This is a genomic window from Streptomyces sp. 7-21, from assembly GCF_016741785.1.
In the GTDB taxonomy this organism is placed as follows: domain Bacteria; phylum Actinomycetota; class Actinomycetes; order Streptomycetales; family Streptomycetaceae; genus Streptomyces.
Genome location: NZ_JAERRL010000006.1, coordinates 224330 through 242525 on the forward strand (window position 1 = coordinate 224330; position 18196 = coordinate 242525).

At 74.3% G+C, this 18196-nt stretch carries 15 protein-coding genes; 7 read left to right on the forward strand and 8 right to left on the reverse strand.

The window, feature by feature from the left end:
• Positions 1-244 precede the first annotated feature (244 nt).
• Positions 245-1774: a UDP-N-acetylglucosamine 1-carboxyvinyltransferase gene (locus tag JK356_RS10315; protein ID WP_201867323.1), complete on the forward strand. Its 1530-nt coding sequence runs from the start codon at positions 245-247 to the stop codon at positions 1772-1774.
• A gap of 96 nt (positions 1775-1870) precedes the next feature.
• Here the strand turns inward: JK356_RS10315 and JK356_RS10320 are convergent, their stop codons facing one another.
• The 3 genes from JK356_RS10320 to JK356_RS10330 are packed head-to-tail and all read right to left on the reverse strand — an operon-like array spanning position 1871 to position 3848.
• Complete coding sequence (locus JK356_RS10320) at positions 1871-2764, reverse strand: MauE/DoxX family redox-associated membrane protein (RefSeq protein ID WP_307815516.1); 894 nt, start codon at positions 2762-2764, stop codon at positions 1871-1873.
• 33 nt (positions 2765-2797) lie between these two features.
• Positions 2798-3412 (reverse strand): cell wall protein, encoded by a 615-nt coding sequence (locus JK356_RS10325; RefSeq protein WP_201867324.1) that lies wholly within the window; start codon positions 3410-3412, stop codon positions 2798-2800.
• A gap of 10 nt (positions 3413-3422) precedes the next feature.
• Entirely contained in the window at positions 3423-3848 is a 426-nt protein-coding gene (locus JK356_RS10330) for an RlpA-like double-psi beta-barrel domain-containing protein (protein WP_201867325.1), read from the reverse strand.
• A gap of 458 nt (positions 3849-4306) precedes the next feature.
• On the opposite strand from JK356_RS10330, the gene JK356_RS10335 reads away from it, so the two are divergent.
• Positions 4307-4579 carry a hypothetical protein gene (locus tag JK356_RS10335; protein WP_201867326.1) on the forward strand — a complete coding sequence of 91 codons (273 nt, stop codon included), beginning with the start codon at positions 4307-4309 and terminating at the stop codon, positions 4577-4579.
• 110 nt (positions 4580-4689) lie between these two features.
• Here JK356_RS10335 and JK356_RS10340 read toward each other — a convergent pair whose 3' ends face one another.
• On the reverse strand, positions 4690-5961 hold the full coding sequence (locus tag JK356_RS10340; protein ID WP_201867327.1) for an Nramp family divalent metal transporter: 1272 nt from the start codon (positions 5959-5961) through the stop codon (positions 4690-4692).
• A 154-nt stretch (positions 5962-6115) separates the two neighbouring features.
• Between JK356_RS10340 and JK356_RS10345 the strand changes: the two genes are divergently transcribed.
• The 5 genes from JK356_RS10345 to chrA all read left to right on the forward strand — a co-directional run bounded on the left by JK356_RS10345 (position 6116) and on the right by chrA (position 13876).
• On the forward strand, positions 6116-7591 hold the full coding sequence (locus JK356_RS10345; protein ID WP_201867418.1) for a 3' terminal RNA ribose 2'-O-methyltransferase Hen1: 1476 nt from the start codon (positions 6116-6118) through the stop codon (positions 7589-7591).
• Positions 7588-10140 (forward strand): polynucleotide kinase-phosphatase, encoded by a 2553-nt coding sequence (locus JK356_RS10350; protein WP_201867328.1) that lies wholly within the window; start codon positions 7588-7590, stop codon positions 10138-10140. The genes JK356_RS10345 and JK356_RS10350 overlap by 4 nt, the downstream gene beginning before the upstream one ends.
• Before the next feature lie 14 nt (positions 10141-10154).
• Positions 10155-11387: an arginine deiminase gene (locus JK356_RS10355; protein ID WP_201867329.1), complete on the forward strand. Its 1233-nt coding sequence runs from the start codon at positions 10155-10157 to the stop codon at positions 11385-11387.
• A gap of 173 nt (positions 11388-11560) precedes the next feature.
• Positions 11561-12559 (forward strand): ornithine carbamoyltransferase, encoded by a 999-nt coding sequence (gene argF / locus JK356_RS10360; RefSeq protein WP_201867330.1) that lies wholly within the window; start codon positions 11561-11563, stop codon positions 12557-12559.
• Between the two features lie 132 nt (positions 12560-12691).
• Entirely contained in the window at positions 12692-13876 is a 1185-nt protein-coding gene (chrA, locus tag JK356_RS10365) for a chromate efflux transporter (RefSeq protein ID WP_201867331.1), read from the forward strand.
• Positions 13877-13891: 15 nt separating this feature from the next.
• Here chrA and JK356_RS22340 read toward each other — a convergent pair whose 3' ends face one another.
• The 4 genes from JK356_RS22340 to JK356_RS10385 form a co-directional block, all read right to left on the reverse strand.
• Entirely contained in the window at positions 13892-15091 is a 1200-nt protein-coding gene (locus tag JK356_RS22340; RefSeq protein WP_201867332.1) for a sensor histidine kinase, read from the reverse strand.
• Positions 15088-15783 carry a hypothetical protein gene (locus tag JK356_RS10375; RefSeq protein ID WP_201867333.1) on the reverse strand — a complete coding sequence of 232 codons (696 nt, stop codon included), beginning with the start codon at positions 15781-15783 and terminating at the stop codon, positions 15088-15090. The genes JK356_RS22340 and JK356_RS10375 overlap by 4 nt, the downstream gene beginning before the upstream one ends.
• Before the next feature lie 567 nt (positions 15784-16350).
• Entirely contained in the window at positions 16351-17244 is an 894-nt protein-coding gene (mmuM, locus tag JK356_RS10380; protein WP_307815517.1) for a homocysteine S-methyltransferase, read from the reverse strand.
• Positions 17245-18171: an LLM class F420-dependent oxidoreductase gene (locus JK356_RS10385; protein WP_201867334.1), complete on the reverse strand. Its 927-nt coding sequence runs from the start codon at positions 18169-18171 to the stop codon at positions 17245-17247.
• Positions 18172-18196: the final 25 nt, after the last annotated feature.

Sequence of the window (18196 nt, forward strand, 5' to 3'; positions counted from 1 at the left end):
TGCCGCCAGGCAGTTGGGCACCGCAGGGCCAGGACACGCCGGGGACGCCCCGCGCGCGGACGCACCCCCTCCAGATGAGAGAGTGCGGGGGAGATGATGAGATGAGATGGCTGACTGGGTCCGAAGCCGGACGGCAAGCCGGACAGGACCCGGACAGGACCCGGAAAGCACCCCGGACGACAACAGCCCGACACACCACCCCCTCAAGGGGCGCTCATCTCATATGTGAGATAAAGTCGAAGCTATGACCGACGACTACCTCGCCCGGATCGGACAGCTCATCAGGGACGCGCGCCAGCATCGTGGCTGGACGCAGGTCCAGCTCGCGGAGGCGCTGGGGACAAGTCAGAGCGCCGTTAACCGCATCGAACGAGGCAACCAGAACATCAGCCTTGAGATGATCGCCAGGATCGGCGAGGCCCTGGACAGCGAGATCGTCTCGCTCGGGTACGCAGGGCCGATGCATCTGCGGGTCGTCGGCGGCAGACAGCTCTCGGGCGCCATCGACGTCAAGACGAGCAAGAACGCCTGCGTGGCGCTGCTGTGCGCCTCGCTGCTGAACTCCGGCCGCACCGTCCTGCGCCGGGTGGCGCGGATCGAGGAGGTCTTCCGGATCCTGGAGGTACTCAACTCCATCGGCGTCCGCACCCGCTGGATCAACGACGGCGCCGACCTGGAGATCGTGCCGCCCGCCGAGCTGAACCTCGACGCCATCGACGAGGAGGCGGCCCGCCGGACCCGGAGCATCATCATGTTCCTCGGCCCGCTGCTGCACCGCATGGACCGGTTCAAGATCCCCTACGCCGGCGGCTGTGACCTGGGCACGCGCACGGTCGAGCCCCACATGATGGCGCTGCGCCGCTTCGGCCTGGAGGTCACGGCGACGGAGGGCATGTACCACGCGACGGTCAACCGGGACATCCGTCCCGACCGGCCGATCGTGCTCACCGAGCGCGGCGACACGGTCACGGAGAACGCGCTGCTGGCCGCTGCCCGCCACGGCGGCGTGACGGTGATCCGCAACGCCTCGTCGAACTACATGGTCCAGGACCTGTGCTTCTTCCTGGAACAGCTCGGCGTGCGGATCGAGGGCGTCGGCACCACCACGCTGGTGGTGCACGGCGTGCCGGACATCGACCGCGACGTGGACTACTCGCCCTCCGAGGACCCGGTCGAGGCCATGAGCCTGATCGCCGCGGCCGTGGTGACCGAGTCGGAGCTGACGATCCGCCGGGTGCCGCTGGAGTTCCTGGAGATCGAGCTGGCCGTGCTGGAGGGCATGGGCCTGGACCACGACCTGGGGCCGGAGTACGCGGCGGACAACGGCAGGACCCGGCTGGCCGACCTGACCGTGCGGCCCTCCAAGCTGGAGGCGCCGATCGACAAGATCCACCCGATGCCGTTCCCGGGGCTGAACATCGACAACGCGCCGTTCTTCGCGGCGATCGCCGCCTCGGCGCACGGCTCGACCCTGATCCACGACTGGGTCTACGACAACCGCGCGATCTACCTGACCGACCTCAACCGCCTCGGCGGCCGGCTCCAGCTGCTCGACCCGCACCGGGTCCTGGTTGAGGGGCCGACGCGCTGGCGCGCGGCGGAGATGATGTGCCCGCCGGCGCTGCGCCCGGCCGTCGTGGTGCTGCTGGCGATGATGGCGGCCGAGGGCACGTCCGTGCTGCGGAACGTGTACGTCATCAACCGCGGCTACGAGGACCTGGCCGAGCGGCTCAACTCCGTAGGGGCCCAGATCGAGACGTTCCGCGACATCTGACGGCACCGGCACCGCACGGGGTGTCCCGCGGCAGGGCACGGGACACCCCTCGCTTTTGCGTTCTCCGGTCCCCCGGTTCTCCCCTGCCGATGCGCCCTAGCCGGCGAGCCGCAGCGGTTCGCGGATCAGCCGCCCGGTCACGACCTCCTCCGTCTCCTGGTCCACGACGCTGACGCGGATGACGTGGCCGCGCGCCGCCTCCAGCGTGGCGGTGGCGTCCATGGCGAAGACCACGGACACCGGCCGTTCCCGCTCACCCGTGGCGTCCACGCCGGTGTAGTGCAGGATCCGCCAGCCGTCCTCCTCCCAGTGCTCGACGAGCCCGGAGCGGATGAGCGGGGCGGCGGCCTCCCAGGCCAGGGAGCGCTCCAGCAGCTCCACGGAGGCGGCGACCGGCACCGTCCCGCCGTGTCCCGCCGCCCGCAGCGGGTGACCGGACAGCCGCAGCCGCAGCCGCCGCAGCGGAACGGCCCAGCGGCGCCGCGGGCCCGCCGAGAGGAACGCCAGTCCCGCCGCTCCTCCGGCCAGCACCACGGCGGCGGCCGCCGGCCGCTCGGCCAGCGCCTGCCACCAGGGCTGCGCCGCCGCGGCCGCCAGCACCCCGCCGCCCGCCACGGCAGCGGCACGGACGAAGGAGTGCCAGGTCACCGGGTCCGTCTCGCGGGCGGAGCAGCCGCAGGACGCGCCGGGATCCACGGCCCTGGCGTACGCCAGGTAGGCCAGGAACCCGGCGCCCAGCAGCGCCGTGGCCGCCCCGGTGACGGGCGCGGCCGGCGCGGCCAGCAGCCCGGCCGCCAGCACCGCCTCCGCGCCGCCGGCGGCCCGGAGCACCACCGCGGCCCGGCCGGGGCCGCCGGTCAGGCGCGGCAGCGCGGTGCGCGCCGCCTGGACCCGTGCCGCCCGGCTCAGCAGCTTCCCCGCGCCGGTCCACGCGAGCAGTCCTCCCAGCAGCAGCGGCACCATGCTCGCCACCAGCGTCACGTTGGTCACGTGCGGATTCCTCCTTCCGGGGTGCGGCCGGGGTCAGTGGCCGACGGTGACACGGACCAGGTCGATGGAGTCGTCGGCCGGGCGCCAGGCGCCGAGCACCTGGGCAGGCTGGCCGATCCGCAGCCGCGACAGGTCCGAGGTGAGCGCGCTCCCCGCGTAGGAGGCGGTGGTCTCCGGGAGGGTGCGGCCGAGCAGCTCCCGGTTGCCGTGCGCGAGGTAGAGGCGGTCCCGCTGGATGCCCTGGATCGTCGTGTAGAGGTTGACGATGTTGACCCACACCGCGTCGGCGGCAAGGGTGCCATCGGGCATCTCGACGCCCCGGGCGTACAGGCCGTCGCCGGGCTCGACGGCGTCCGGGGTGGTGGGGCGCGCCTTCCAGACGCTGGTGGCGTGGGTGAGCTGGATGCGGTGCCGCTCGCCGTGGGAGCCGGTGACGTGGAGCAGCCGCCCGGAGACGGCGCTGATCCGGCCCTCGGCGAACGAGGTACGCGCGATCGCCGGGTCGAGGGAGGGCGTCGGCGCGGCGAAGGCGGCGTCGGCGTCCAGGGCGCCGAGCGCGGAAGCGCCGACGATGGTGGCGCCGCCGACGGCAGCGGAGGTCAGGAAGCTTCTCCGGCCGACGCGGCTGGCCGGGACGGATGACGACATGCGGGCCTCCTCACTCGGTGATGACGACGGGCAGCACGCCGGAGTCGAGGCTGCCGATGGCGGAGAACGCGGCGGGCGTCAGGTCGAGCACCCGGTTGACGCGGCAGTTCCCGCCGCAGCAGGACTGCTCGCCGCAGAAGCTTCTGGTGCGCGGACCGCAGTCGGTGATGGTGATGCAGACGGTCGCGTTGGTGCACTGGTGCCGGACGTTCATCACCGAGCCGCAGCCGCGTCGGGGCAGGCCGCCCTCGCCGCAGAGATCGGGGCGGGTGATGTCCCAGCACGCCTGCGAGGCGTTGGGCCAGGCGCCGTGGTTGGCGGCCGAGCTGCAGTTGCCGCAGGCGCCGCCGCCCGCGCTGTCGCACGGACCCCAGGCGGCGCCGCAGCAGAACCAGGTGGTCTCCCCTGCCCAGAGGGGAGTGGTCGAGCAGGCCACTGCGGACTCCCTTCGCTGTGAGATGGTCACGCAGCCTGTTCTGTACATGACATTTCAAAGGGCGGGCGCGCACAGGCGTGCGAGGGTGGCGCGGGTGGGGGGACTTCCTCCTGTGCCGGCGGGTAGCGCCGAGGCCATCGGGACTGTCGTGGCAGAACAGGCGGAACACCGAACGGGCTCATCATCCACGGCCCCGGCGACGATGGCCAGAGGGGCGCGGCAACACCATTGGTCCGCGCTGTGACGGCGGCACGCCCCCCTCCCCGCGGCGGCCACCGCGACCTGCAACGGAAACCAGCAAGAAGCTGGAAGAAAACTTCACAGCAACATGCACTTCGTGACCGAATCCGTCCGGTTTCATGACCGAACAGCCACCTCGTCGACGCGGATTAAACGGCGCCTTCACGGGGGACATATCACGGGACGGTAACCACCCGGCTGTGCTGAGGAGTTCCGCGATGGATCAGGCGCTGGACAACAGGCTGGACCGGCTGGACAGCAGGACTGCGCGGCGCACGCTCGCGCTCTTTGCCGCCACAAGCGTGCTGGCCATGCTCGTGTCGCCCGCGCTCGTCCTCTACGAGCTGGCCGCCGGGGTGAGCGGACTCGTCGTCAGCGGCCTGCTGGCCCGCGTCGTCCCCGGGCGGGCCACGATGACCGCCACCGTCGTCTTCGCCGGCGTGGTCACGGGCTGCCTGCCGTACCTGCTGGCCGCGGCGCTGCTCGTCTGACCAGCGGCGGCCCGCGGGCGCGGCCGGCAGCGGGGGCGTGCGGCGCGCGTGACGCCGCGCGGCGGCCGCCCGCTGCCGGGGCCCGGCGCCGCCCGGCCGCCGGGGGCAGTTCACCAGGGCAGATCCTGGATCTCCCGCACGCTCAGGAAGACGAACAGCGCCGTGGCGCCTACCAGCATCACGTTGCTGACCAGGCCGCTGCGCCACGCCCGCGGCGTGCGGGGCCCGTTGAGCAGCCACAGCAGCGTGACGGCGAGGAAGGGCATGAACAGCGCGCCGATGACCCCGTAGGCGAGGGTCAGGGCAACCGGCTCGTCCTGGTACAGCAGCAGCATCGGAGGGAACGTCAGCCACAGCAGATACGCCCGGAACGGCCGTGACCGCTCCGGCTCCCTGGCCGCCGCGCCGCCGTCACCTGCGCCCCGGGCGGCCCGCAGCCGCGCCGTGAAGTCGGCGAACAGCAGGCTGACGCCATGCCAGACGCCCAGCAGGGAGCTGAAGGACGTCGCGAAGAAGCCGAGGAGGAAGACCTTGGCCGTCAGCGCGCCGAAGCGCTCCTCCAGCACCTCGCCGACGTCCAGCAGGCCGCGGTCCCCGCTCGCCAGCGCGACGTCGGCCGCGCGCAGCAGCTCCGCCCCCACGATGAGCATGGCGATGACGAAGACGCCGGTCATCGCGTAGGCGACGCGGTTGTCCCAGCGCATCACGGGGATCCAGCGCGGGCCCCGCCAGCCCTTGGCGGTGACCCAGTAACCGTAGGCCGCCAGCGTGATGGAGCCGCCGACGCCGCCCATCAGGCCCAGCGTGTACACCAGGGAGCCGTCGGGGAACGTGGGCAGCAGCCCGGCGCCCAGCCCGCCCAGGTCGGGGGTGACGCGGATCGCGAGGCCGACCGTGACGACGAACATCACGCCCACCAGCACCGTCATCACGCGCTCGATGACGGCGTAGCGGTTGCACCAGACGCAGGCCAGGCCCAGCAGCGCGCACAGTACGCCCCAGACCCGGTAGTCGGGCCCGTCCGGGAAGAGCGCGGCCAGCGGCAGGCCGCTCGCGGACATGGCGACCGAGCCGTAGACGAATCCCCAGACGGCCACGTAGCCCGCGAAGTAGACGGTCGTCCACGGGCCGAGTGTCCGCCAGCCCTCGAAGAGGGTGGTGCCGGTGGCGAGATGCCAGCGCCCCGCCGCCTCGGCCAGCGAGATCTTGATCAGGCAGCCGAGGACCGCCGCCCACAGCAGGGTGTAGCCGTAGCGCTCCCCCGCCACGGTCGTCGCGACCAGGTCACCGGCGCCGACGCCGGTGGCGGCCACCACGATGCCAGGCCCCACCAACCGCCAGCGGCTGCGGGGAAGTTGCTCCTCCTCACGCGTCTTCGCCACGGAGTTGTCATGCCCGCGCGTCCCGTGTGTCACACGCTTTGCGGAAGAGACCGGCGCCCTCGTCGGCGGGCCCGCGCGCTGGCCGGAGGGCCGGCGGTCCGCCGCACGGGAAAACACCTGGCCCCGGCAGCGCCACGTGGCGATACTCGACCGGGTGTTCCTGACGATCTCGACCGCCGCCGCGGCCGGCCACCCGGCCTCGGACCTCGGCTACCTGCTGCACAAACACCCCGACCGCATCCAGGAGTTCGCCGTCTCCGCCGGCACCGCCCACGTCTTCTACCCGGAGGCCGGCGAGGACCGCTGCACGGCGGCGCTGCTGCTGGAGACCGACCCCGCCGCCCTCGCACGCGGCCGGGGGCGGCAGGAAGCGGCGGCGCACGTGACCGACCGGCCGTACGTCGCGTCCTCACTGCTCGCGGTCGCGCTGGGCCAGGTCTTCCGCTCGGCGATGCGCGGCGAGTGCGCCGCCCGGCCCGCCCTGGCGGCGACCGAGCTGCCGCTGCGCATTGAGGTGCCCGCGCTCTCCGCGCGCGGCGGCGCGGCGGCGGCGCACCGGCTGTTCACGCCGCTGGGATGGCGGGTGACGGCCGAACCCGTGCCGCTGGACCCGCAGTTCCCCGCCTGGGGCGACGCCTCCTGCGTGCGGCTGGTGCTGGCGGGGACCACGCTGCTCTCCCACGCGCTGCGGCAGCTGTACGTGCTGCTGCCGGTGCTCGACGACGGCAAGCACTACTGGATCACCGAGGAGGAGGTGGACAAGCTGCTGCGGGCCGGGGAGGGCTGGCTGGCCTCCCACCCCGAGCAGCGGTTCATCGCCGGCCGCTACCTGGCGCACCGCACCGCCTTCACCCGGCGGGCGCTGCAGCGGCTCGAACTGGCCCGGCTCGCCGAGTCGGACGACACCGCGCCGGAGGAGCTGGACAACGCGGTGGCCGACGACGGCAGCAGCGACGGCGGCGACGGCAGCGCCCCGCAGGCCCCGGGCGGGGAGGCCGTGCCGCTGGCGGAGCGCCGCCGAAAGGCCGTCCTGGCCGTGCTGCGCGAGTGCCGTGCCGCCCGCGTCGCCGATCTCGGCTGCGGCAGCGGGCAGCTGCTGGCCGAGCTGCTCAAGGACCCCGGCTTCACCGACGTGCTGGGCATGGATGTCTCGGTCCGCGCACTGCGCGCGGCCGAACGGCGGCTGGGCACCGGCCGCATGCCGGAACGGCAGCGCGCGCGGCTCACGCTGGTGCAGGGGTCGCTGATGTACACCGACGCCCGGCTCGCCGCGTACGACGCCGCCGTGCTCAGCGAGGTCATCGAGCACGTGGACCCGCCGCGGCTGCCCGCGCTCGAACACGCCGTCTTCGCCGCGGCCCGGCCCCGCGTCGTGGTGGTGACGACGCCGAACGCCGAGTACAACGCCCGCTACCCGGGGCTGCCCGCGGGCGCCATGCGCCACGAGGACCACCGCTTCGAGTGGCCGCGCAAGCGCTTCCGGGCGTGGGCCGGGGCGGTGGCCGCCGCGCACGGCTACACCGTCGCCTTCCGGCCCGTCGGGGACGAGGACCCCGAGCTGGGGCCGCCCACGCAGCTCGCGCTGTTCACACGGACCACCGACGGCACCAGGGAAGGGCGCGCCGCATGACCGACCTCGACATCCCCGACCTCTCGCTCGTGGTCCTGATCGGCACCACCGGCTCGGGCAAGTCCACGTTCGCCCGCCGCCACTTCCAGCCGACGCAGGTCGTCTCCTCCGACGCCTGCCGCGCCATGGTGGCCGACGACGAGAACGACCAGAGCGCCACCGCCGAGGCGTTCGACCTGCTGCACGTCATCGCGGGCAAGCGGCTGGCAGCCGGGCGGCTGACGGTCGTCGACGCCACCAGCGTGCAGCGGGAGTCGCGCCGTTCACTCGTCCGGCTGGCCCGCGAGCACGACGTGCTGCCGGTGGCGATCGTCCTGGACATACCCGAGCGGGTCTGCGCCGAGCGGAACGCCGCCCGGCCCGAACGGGCCGCGCTGCCGGACCACGTCATCCGGCGCCAGCACCGCGAGCTGCGGCGCTCGCTGCGCGGCCTGGCGCGTGAGGGCTTCCGCACGGTGCACGTGCTGCGCGGCGAGGAGGAGGTGGCAGCCGCGCGGGTGCGGCTGCGGCGGCGGTACAACGACCTCACCCACCTGACCGGGCCGTTCGACCTCATCGGCGACGTCCACGGCTGCCGCGGTGAACTGGAGTCGCTGCTGTCGGGGCCGCTGGGGTACGTCCTCGAACGGGACGGCTCCGGGCGCGCGGTCAACGCCCGCCACCCGGAGGGCAGGACGGCCGTCTTCCTCGGTGACCTGGTCGACCGGGGGCCGGACAGCCCCGGCGTGCTGCGGCTGGTGCTCGGCATGACCGCCGCCGGGAACGCGCTGTGCGTGCCCGGCAATCACGAGAACAAGCTCGCCCGGTACCTCGCGGGCCGGAACACCTCGATGGCGCACGGCCTGGCCGAGACGGCGGCGCAGCTGGAGCGCGAGGAGGAGACGGACCCGGGCTTCCGTGCGCGGGTGCGGGAGTTCCTGGACGGCCTGGTCAGCCACTACGTGCTCGACGGCGGGCGGCTGGTCGTCAGCCACGCCGGGCTGCCCGAGCGCTACCACGGCCGCACCTCCGGCCGGGTGCGGGCGCACGCGCTGTACGGCGACACCACCGGCGAGACCGATGAGTTCAGTCTGCCGGTGCGCTACCCCTGGGCCGACGAGTACCGGGGCAAGGCGGCCGTCGTCTACGGCCACACCCCGGTGCCCGAGGCGAGGTGGCACAACAACACGCTCTGCCTGGACACCGGGTGCGTCTTCGGCGGCAGGCTGTCCGCGCTGCGCTGGCCGGAGCGCGAGCTGGTGTCCGTTCCCGCTGAGCGGGAGTGGTACGCGCCGGTACGTCCGCTGGCGCCCGCTCCCCCGGCGCCGCGCCCGCTGGACCTGGGCGATGTGGCCGGGCGGCGCGTGGTGGAGACCCGCCACCACGGCCGGGTGACGGTCCGTGAGGAGAACGCGGCGGCGGCGCTGGAGGTGCTGAGCCGGTTCGCGATGGACCCGCGGCTGGTGCTGTACCTGCCGCCGACGATGGCGCCGGCCGCCACGGCCTCGGCCGAGGGCTACCTGGAGCACCCGGCCGAGGCGTTCGCCGGGTACCGGGACGCCGGCGTGCGGGAGGTCATCTGCCAGGAGAAGCACATGGGCTCGCGGGCGGTGGTCCTGGTGTGCCGAGACGAGAAGACGGCGGCCCGCCGCTTCGACGCGCCGCCGGGCACGCGCGGCGCGGTCCACACCCGCACCGGCCGCGCGTTCTTCCGCGACGAGGAGCTGACCGGGCGGCTGCTGGCGCGCGTCGCCGCGTGCGTGTCGGCCGCCGGGCTGTGGCAGGAACTGGACACCGACTGGCTGCTGCTCGACGCCGAGCTGATGCCCTGGTCGCTGAAGGCCGGCGGGCTGGTGCGGGAGCGGTACGCGGCCGTGGGGGCGGCGGCCCGCGCGGTGTTCCCGAGGGCGCTGGCGGCGCTGGAGGCCGCGCGGGAGCGGGGCCTGCCGGTGGGCGGGCTGCTGGAGCGGCAGCGCGCCCGGGCCGCGGACGCCGAGGCGTTCACGGCGGCCTACCGCCGCTACTGCTGGGAGACCGACGGCCTGTCGGGGGCGCGGCTGGCGCCGTTCCAGCTCCTCGCCGCCGAGGGCCGCAGCCTGGCGGGGCTGCCGCACGACGAGCAGCTGGCCCTGCTGGACCGGCTGGCGGAGCACGACGAGCTGCTGGTGCCCACGGCCCGGCTGGCGGTCGACACCACCGATCCGGAGTCGGTGGCGGCCGGCACCGCCTGGTGGGAGCGGCTGACGTCCGGCGGCGGCGAGGGCATGGTGGTCAAGCCGCGCCAGGCGCTGGCCACCGACGCCGCCGGGCGGCTGGTCCAGCCCGGGGTGAAGGTCCGGGGCCGGGAGTACCTGCGGCTGGTCTACGGCCCCGGGTACCTGCGGCCGGAGCGGCTCGCCCGGCTGCGCGAGAGGTCGCTGGGGCACAAGCGGTCGCTGGCGCTGCGCGAGTACGCCCTGGGCCTGGAGGCGCTCGACCGGCTGGCTGCCGGCGAGCCGCTGTGGCGCGTCCACGAGGCGGTCGCGGCGGTGCTGGCGCTGGAGTCGGAGCCCGTGGACCCGCGGCTGTGACGGAGGATGGGCCCATGACGTACCACGTGGCCTCCGAGACCGGGCGGCTCCGCCGGGTGATCCTCCACCGTCCCGGCCTGGAGCTGAAGCGGCTTACCCCGAGCAACCGGTCGGAACTGCTCTTCGACGACGTGCTGTGGGTGCGGCGGGCGCAGCAGGAACACGACGTGTTCGCCGCCCTGCTGCGCGAGCGGGGGGTGGCGGTGCACCTGTTCGGCGAGCTGCTGACCGAAGTGCTCAGCGTCCCCGCCGCGCGCGCCCTCGTGCTGGAGCGGGTGTTCGACGAGCGGGAGTACGGGCCGCTCGCCACCGGGCGGCTGCGCGAGAACTTCGGCAGCCTGTCCGACGCCGACCTCGCCGAGGCGCTGATCGGCGGCATGACCAAGCGGGAGTATCTGGAGGGCTTCCCGGAGCCCTCCTCCGTGCGGTTCCACGTGATGGAACCGGACGACTTCCTGCTGGCACCGCTGCCCAACCACCTCTTCACGCGCGACACCTCCGCCTGGGTGTACGACGGGGTGGCGATCAACGCGATGCGGTGGCCGGCGCGGCAGCGCGAGAGCGTGCACTTCGAGGCGGTCTACCGCTACCACCCGCTGTTCGCCCCCTCCCGCGCCGGGTCGTTCCACACCTGGTCGGAGGGCGAGGGCTCGCATCCCTCGACGATCGAGGGCGGCGACGTGCTCGTCATCGGGAACGGCGCGGTGCTGGTCGGGATGAGCGAGCGGACCACCCCGCAGGCGGTCGAGCTGCTGGCGCGGCGGCTGTTCACGGCGGGCTCGGCGGGGCGGATCGTGGCGCTGGACATGCCCAAGCGGCGGGCGTTCATGCACCTGGACACGGTGCTGACGATGGTCGACGGCGAGACGTTCACGCAGTACGCGGGGCTGGGGATGCTGCCGTCGTACACCATCGAGCCGGACGGCGAGGGCGGGCTGCGGGTGACGGACCACCCGCCCGCGCACATGCACCGCGCGATCGCGGCGGCGCTGGGGCTGGACCGGATCCGTGTGCTGACACCGGTGCAGGACGTCCACGCGGCCGAGCGGGAGCAGTGGGACGACGGGTGCAACGTGCTGGCGGTCGAGCCCGGTGTGGTGGTGACGTACGAGCGGAACGTCACGGCCAACAGCCACCTGCGGGAGAGCGGCTTTGAGGTGCTGGAGATCCCCGGCAGCGAGCTGGGGCGCGGCCGCGGCGGGCCGCGGTGCATGAGCTGCCCGGTGGAGCGCGACCCAGTCAGCTGACGCTGCCCGGACCTGGCGCGGCGCGACCAGACCGCAGCAGACACGGCAGCCGTGACAGGCATAGCATAGTCATGTCTTATTTCGTATAAGATTCCACACAAACGACCACCGGGGCGCGCGTCCGCCAGGCCGGGCGCCCCGGCAAGCCCCCACGCGACGTACGGAGCCTGCCGATGGCCACGGACCTCAGAGGCCGCCACCTGCTCAAGGAAACCGACCTGACCGCCGAGGAGTTCTGCTCGCTGGTCAGCCTGGCCGCCGAGCTGAAGTCCGAGCGGCGCTCGGGCACCGAGACCCCGCGGCTGGCGGGGCGGCACGTCGCGCTGATCTTCGAGAAGAGCTCGACGCGCACCCGCTGCGCCTTCGAGGTCGCCGCCTCCCAGCAGGGCGCGGCGACCACCTATCTCGATCCGGCGGGCTCGCACCTGGGCCACAAGGAGTCCACCGCGGACACCGCCCGGGTGCTGGGCCGGATGTTCGACGCCATCCAGTACCGGGGCAGCGCGCAGCGCACCGTCGAAGAGCTGGCGGCGCACGCGGGAGTGCCCGTCTACAACGGGCTGACCGACGACTGGCACCCGACGCAGATGCTCGCTGACGTGCTGACGATGACGGAGCACTGCCGCAAGCCGCTGGGCGAGACGGCGTTCGCCTACCTCGGCGACGCCCGGAACAACATGGGCAACTCCTACCTGGTCACGGGCGCACTCCTCGGGATGGACGTGCGGATCGCCGCCCCCCGGGCGCTGTGGCCAGCCGAGGAGGTGCGGCAGGAGGCAAGCCGCCTCGCCGAGCACAGCGGCGCCCGCGTCACCCTCACCGAGGACGTCACCGAGGGCGTGCGCGGCGCGGACTTCGTCGCCACCGACGTGTGGGTCTCGCTCGGCGAGCCCCCCGAGGTGTGGGACGAGCGGATCGCGCTGCTCAAGCCGTACGCCGTGACGATGGACGTGCTGCGCGCCACCGGCAACCCGGACGTGCGGTTCCTGCACTGCCTGCCCGCCTTCCACGACCTGGGCACCGCGGTCGGCCGCGAGATCCACGAGCGGCACGGCCTGGACTCGCTCGAGGTCACCGATGAGGTGTTCTCCTCACCGCACTCGGTCGTCTTCGACGAGGCGGAGAACCGGATGCACACCATCAAGGCACTGATGGTGGCGACACTCTCCTGAACACCTCCCTGAGCCGGCCCGCGTGCACCGGCCCGCCGGTTCCGTCTCCCGGCGTTCACCCGCCCGTGCGGGGCGAGGCGGTAGGGTCACCCGGCCAGCACCGTCCAGCCGCCCGCCTGGGGGGAGCCGCCTGTGCCGCGTGAGAGGACCGTGTCCCTGCCGGTGATCGCCCGCGAGTGGGGGCGCATCGGCCTGACCGGCTTCGGCGGACCGCCCGCACACCTGACGCTGCTGCGGCAGCTGTGCGTGGAGCGCGAGCGGTGGATCCCCGCCCGCGCCTTCGAGGACGACATCGCGGCGACGAATCTGCTGCCCGGCCCCGCCTCCACGCAGCTGGCGATCCTCAGCGCCTGGCGGCTGCGGGGGGTGCCGGGCGCGCTGGCGGGCGGGATCTGCTTCATCGCGCCGGGCCTGGTGCTGATCCTGGCGCTGGCGGCGATGTTCCTGGCGGGCGACCCGCCGTCGTGGGTCAGCGGTGCGGCGGCGGGCGCCGGCGCGGCGGTGGCCGCCGTGGCGCTCCACGCGGGGCTCGGGCTGGCCCCTGCCAGCCTGCGCCGGGCCGCGCCCGGGGCACCGCGGGCGCGGTGGCTGGCGTACGTCCTCACGGGCGGCGCGGCAGCGGTCTGCGCCGGGCCGTGGCTGGTGCTGGTGCTCATCGGTGCGGGCCTGACCGAGACGGCCGTGGGCCGCGGCGGCGCGCGGGAGCCTGGCCGCGCCGGCGGCGGGCGCGCGGGCGGACGGCTGTGGCTGCTGCTGGCCGCCGCGCCCGTGGCGACGGCGGCGGCCTCGCTCACGGCGCTGACGTGGGTGGCGTTCAAGGTGGGCGCGCTGTCCTACGGCGGCGGGTTCGTCATCATTCCGCTGATGCGGGCCGACGCCGTGGACCAGCACGGCTGGCTGACCGGCGGGGAGTTCCTCAACGCGGTGGCGCTCGGGCAGATCACCCCGGGCCCGGTGGTGCACACGGTCGCGGTCACCGGCTACGCGGCGGCCGGCCTCGCGGGCGGGCTGCTCGCGGCAGCCGTCGCCTTCGGGCCGTCCTTCCTGCTCATCATCCTGGGCGCGCGGGACCTGGAGCGGCTGCGGTCGCTGCCGTCCGTCCAGGCGTTCTTCCTCGGCGCCGGGCCCGCCGTCATCGGCGCGATCTGCGGGTCCGCCGTGCCGCTGGCGCTCGCGCTCGGCCACGCCTGGCAGGCGGCGGTGCTGGGGCTCGCCGGGCTGTGGCTGCTCGTGCTGCGCCGGGGCGTGGTCAGCGCGCTGCTGCTGGCGGGGGCGCTGGGCGCGCTCGCGCCGCTGGCGGGCCTGCCGGCCGGCTGAGCGCGCCGGCACCGGTCAGCCGGACCCGGACCACGGCAGCCACGCCTCCAGGCGGAACTCCACGCGCCCCTCCTCCGCCCGGCGGACGCCGTAGTCGAGCCGGCCGCCGGTCAGCTCGGCCCGCTCGGCCAGGCCGATCAGGCCCGACCGGGAACCGGGCACCACCGGGGCGGAAGCGGCGGGCAGCAGGTTGCGCAGGCTGATGTGCAGCTCACCCTCCGGGGTGCGGGCGAGCCGCAGCCCGACGCGGGCACCCGGCGCGTGCTTCCCGGCATTGGTCAGCCCCTCCTGCACGACGCGATAGGCCGTGCGGCTGACCGCGAAGGACGGTTCCTCGCCCTCGGGCAGCTGGTCGTCCACATCGACCGGCGTCCCGGCGGCGCGGCGCTCCGCGACCAGTTCGGCGACCCGGTCCAGCCCGGGCAGGGGCCGCACTCCCTCCTCGGCGGCCTCGCCGTGCCGCAGCACGCCGAGGATCTCGCGCAGGTCCTCCAGCGCCAGGTGCGCGCTGGCACGGATGGTGCGGGCCGCCTCCGCCACCTCCTCGGGCGGCAGCGAGGGACGCAGCTCCAGGGCGCCGGCGTGCAGGCTCACCAGCGAGATGCGGTGCGCCAGCACGTCGTGCATCTCCCGGGCCAGGTGTGCACGCTCCCGCGCCCGGACCCGTTCCGCCACCGCACGCGCCTCGTCCTCAGCGCGCTCGGCCCGCTCCCGCAGCGCCGACAGCTCCGCGCGCCGGGCGCGCACCACGGCACCCCACCACGCGAAGGGAAGCATCAGGACCGCCGACGCCCCGATGGCCCACAGCGCCTGCCCGGCCGCGTCGACGCCCGCCGCCGCCAGGTCCGGCTCCGGCCGCCGGAGCGTGTAGGGCACGGCCGCCAGGCAGTGCGCCGCGACCACGGCGGCCGTCACCCGCCACGACCTGCGGACGGCCACCGTCAGGACCGCCAGGAGAATCGCACCGGCCGTGGACTCGGTGAGCACCGCCGTCGGCAGCAGCCCGGCCGCGACCCCCACCGGCCAGCGGCGGCGCCACCACAGCGAGAGGGAGCCGGCCAGCATCACGACGCCCGACAGCAGCAGGTAGCCTTCGCTCTCCCGCCCGGCGTCGGCGTCCTCCGCCAGGAACGCCAGCCCCGTCAGCGCGGCGAGCGCCACCCCCAGCAGGTCGGCGGTCGCCTCGCGCCGGGTCCGGCCCGCCTGCGCGCTCACGGCCGCACCAGGGGCCGCCAGTACTGCTTGGCGGCGTCGTCCCGTACCACGAAGCCGAGCTTCTGCACCTCGTCGCGCAGCTCCGCCGCGTCGTCGGCCGCCTTCTTCTTCAGCGCGTTTTCCCGGGCCTTCAGCACGGCGTTGGCGGCGGCGGGCAGGTCGGGGGTGTCCGGCACCCAGCGGCGGTACAGCTCAGCGAACGGATCGGTCGCGGTCCACGGGTAGCCGTGCGCGGTGAACGCCCGTGCCACGTCCTCCGGCCGGGCCTCGATGGTCTCGCACAGCAGCTGCCGTGATGCCTGGTCGAGGATCACCAGCCGCTTGCCGTCCAGGAAGACGGCGTCGATGTCCTCGCGGGCGATGACGCGGACGTTGTCGTCCTTCTCGGCGCGCACCGACGCCGCCGAGACCGTCACCTTCAGGCACGACAGCACGGCGAGCGTGGCGAGGCCCAGGCCGAGCAGCAGCCCGGCGAGGGCACACCACAGGAGGGTCAGGCCGCCGTCCAGCGAGGACAGCAGCTCGAACGGCCCGCGCATCGGCACCCACCGCAGCTCCACCACCCAGTCGGCCAACGGCGGCAGCACCACGCCCAGCACCGCGCCGAGCAGCGGTCCGCCGACCAGGAGCAGCAGCAGGTCGCGGCGCGACAATCGCAGCACGGTCTGCTTGGCGGGTATCTCGCTGGTCATCGGCGGCGGCACCCTCTCGTCCGTCTCATCAGTCTCATCCGTCTCGTCCCCCGCGTCCCTCTCGCCGGGGCACGCAAGCCGCAGACGACGGTAGGCGGGCCGCACTGCCGTCCGCACCGGCCAAAGGTCGGCTCCCCGCGCCAGGCGCCGCGACTTTGGTCGCCCCGGCGCGGCGCGGGCAGCGACCGGGGTCGCACCAGCGCGCCACCGGAGGGGGCGGGCACGGGCGGGCAGCGGGGCACCGGAGGAGTAAAACGGCGGAACCGCGCACCGGGTGGAATGCGGGGAAGCAGGCAGCCGGTGCGCGGTCCCTGGGCGGCGTCGTGACCTCTGCCCTGCACAGCGGAGGTATCCGGCCGCGCACCGCAGTCTGCCGGATCACCCGGCCGGATCCACCCGGACGGGAAGAGATTCGGTCGCGATGTGTGTCAGCACGGATACGAATCGTTGTCTGACAACCGCCGCGGCCACCGCTGTGACCTGCCGCTCTCGCACTCCGTGACGCCCCGGTCACATCGAACGCCGTCGAACGGCGCGCAGGCCCGGCGCCGCCGAACTCGGCCGGATTTACGCCCCGAGCACCGCGGCCAGCGCGGCGATCTGCCGCGGGCCGACCTGGCAGCACCCGCCGATCAGGCGGGCCCCGGCGTCGCGCCAGGCCAGCGCCGCCTCGGGCCGGAACGCCGGAGCGCCGCGGAACCGCCGGGCCCTGGCGTCCCACCGCTGACCGGCGTTGGGATAGGCCACCACCGGCTTGCCGCTCACCTCGGCCGCGAGCGCCACCGCCTCGGTCACCTCGCCCGGGTCGCAGCAGTTGACGCCGACGTAGGCCACCTGGTCCTCGCCCGCTGCCAGCGCGAACGCCTCGGCCAGCGGCTGCCCGGCCCGGGTCCGCCCGCCGGCGACCGTGTACGACAGCCACACCGGCACCCCGCAGCCGCGCACCGCGCGGAGCATGGCCTCGGCCTCGGTGACGTCCGGCACGGTCTCCAGGGCCAGCAGGTCAGGGCCGGCCGCGGCCAGCGCCTGTACCCGCGGCCGGTGGAACCGCTCCAGCTCCGCCACGCTCAGCCCGTACCGGCCCCGGTACTCCCCGCCGTCGGCCTGCACCGCCCCGTACGGCCCCAGCGAGGCGGCCACCCGCACGTCGCGCCGGCCGGCGGCGGCCTGCCGGGCGAGGGCGACGGAGCGGCCGAACAGCTCCGCCGCCTCGGTGCGGGGGATGCCGTGCCGGGCGAACCCCTCGAACGACGCCTGGTAGCTCGCCGTGATCAGCACGCGCGCCCCCGCGCGCAGGTAGGCCGCGTGCGCCGCCCTGATGCGCGCGGGGTCCTCGGCCAGCAGCCGGGCCGACCACAGGTCGCCGGACAGGTCGCAGCCCTGGGCGGCGAGCTCGTTCGACAGCCCGCCGTCCAGCACCTGCACCGGCTGCCCGCTCGCTGGCCCCCCGGGACGGCGCACTCAGCTCACCTGCGGCTTGACCTGGTCGGCGATCAGCTCCAGGTGGTCGAGGTCGCTCAGGTCGAGCACCTGCAGGTAGACGCGGCTGGTGCCCGCCGTCTCGGCGTAGGTACCCAGCTTGTCCACGACCTCCGCGGGCGAGCCCGCCAGGCCGTTCTCCTTCAGCTCGGGCACCTCGCGGCCGATGGCCTCGGCGCGGCGGGCGACCTCGGCGTCGTTCTTGCCGACGCACACCACCAGCGCGTTGGAGTACACCAGGCTGTCCGGGTCGCGCCCGGCCTCCTGGGCGGCGGTGCGGACGCGCTGGAACTGCGCGGCGCTGTCCTGGGCCGAGGCGAACGGCACGTTGAACTCGTCGGCGTACTTCGCCGCCAGCTCGGGCGTGCGGCGCTTGCCGAGCCCGCCGATGAGGACGGGCACCTTCCGCTGTGCCGGCTTGGGCAGCGCGGGCGAGTCCTTCAGCTGGTAGTAGCGGCCCTCGTAGGAGAACGTCTCGCCGGGGGGCGTGCCCCACAGCCCGGTGATGACGGCGAGCTGCTCCTCCAGCCGCGGGAACTTCTCGGCCGGGAAGGGGATGCCGTAGGCGGTGTGCTCCGCCTCGTACCAGCCGGCGCCCAGGCCGAACTCGACCCGGCCGCCGGACATCGCGTCGACCTGCGCGACCTGGATGGCCAGCACGCCGGGGAGCCGGAAGGTGGCGGCGGTCATGAGGGTGCCCAGGCGGATCCTCCGCGTCTCACGGGCGAGCCCGGCCAGCGTGATCCAGGCGTCGGTGGGCCCGGGAAGGCCGTCGGAGTCCCCCATGACCAGGTAGTGGTCGGAACGGAAAAAGGCGTCGAACCCCAGCTCCTCGGTGGCCCTGGCCACGGCCAGGAGAGTCTCGTAGCTGGCGCCCTGCTGCGGTTCGGTGAAGATGCGGAGATCCATGCGCCCTATTCTGCGCCCGCGCACG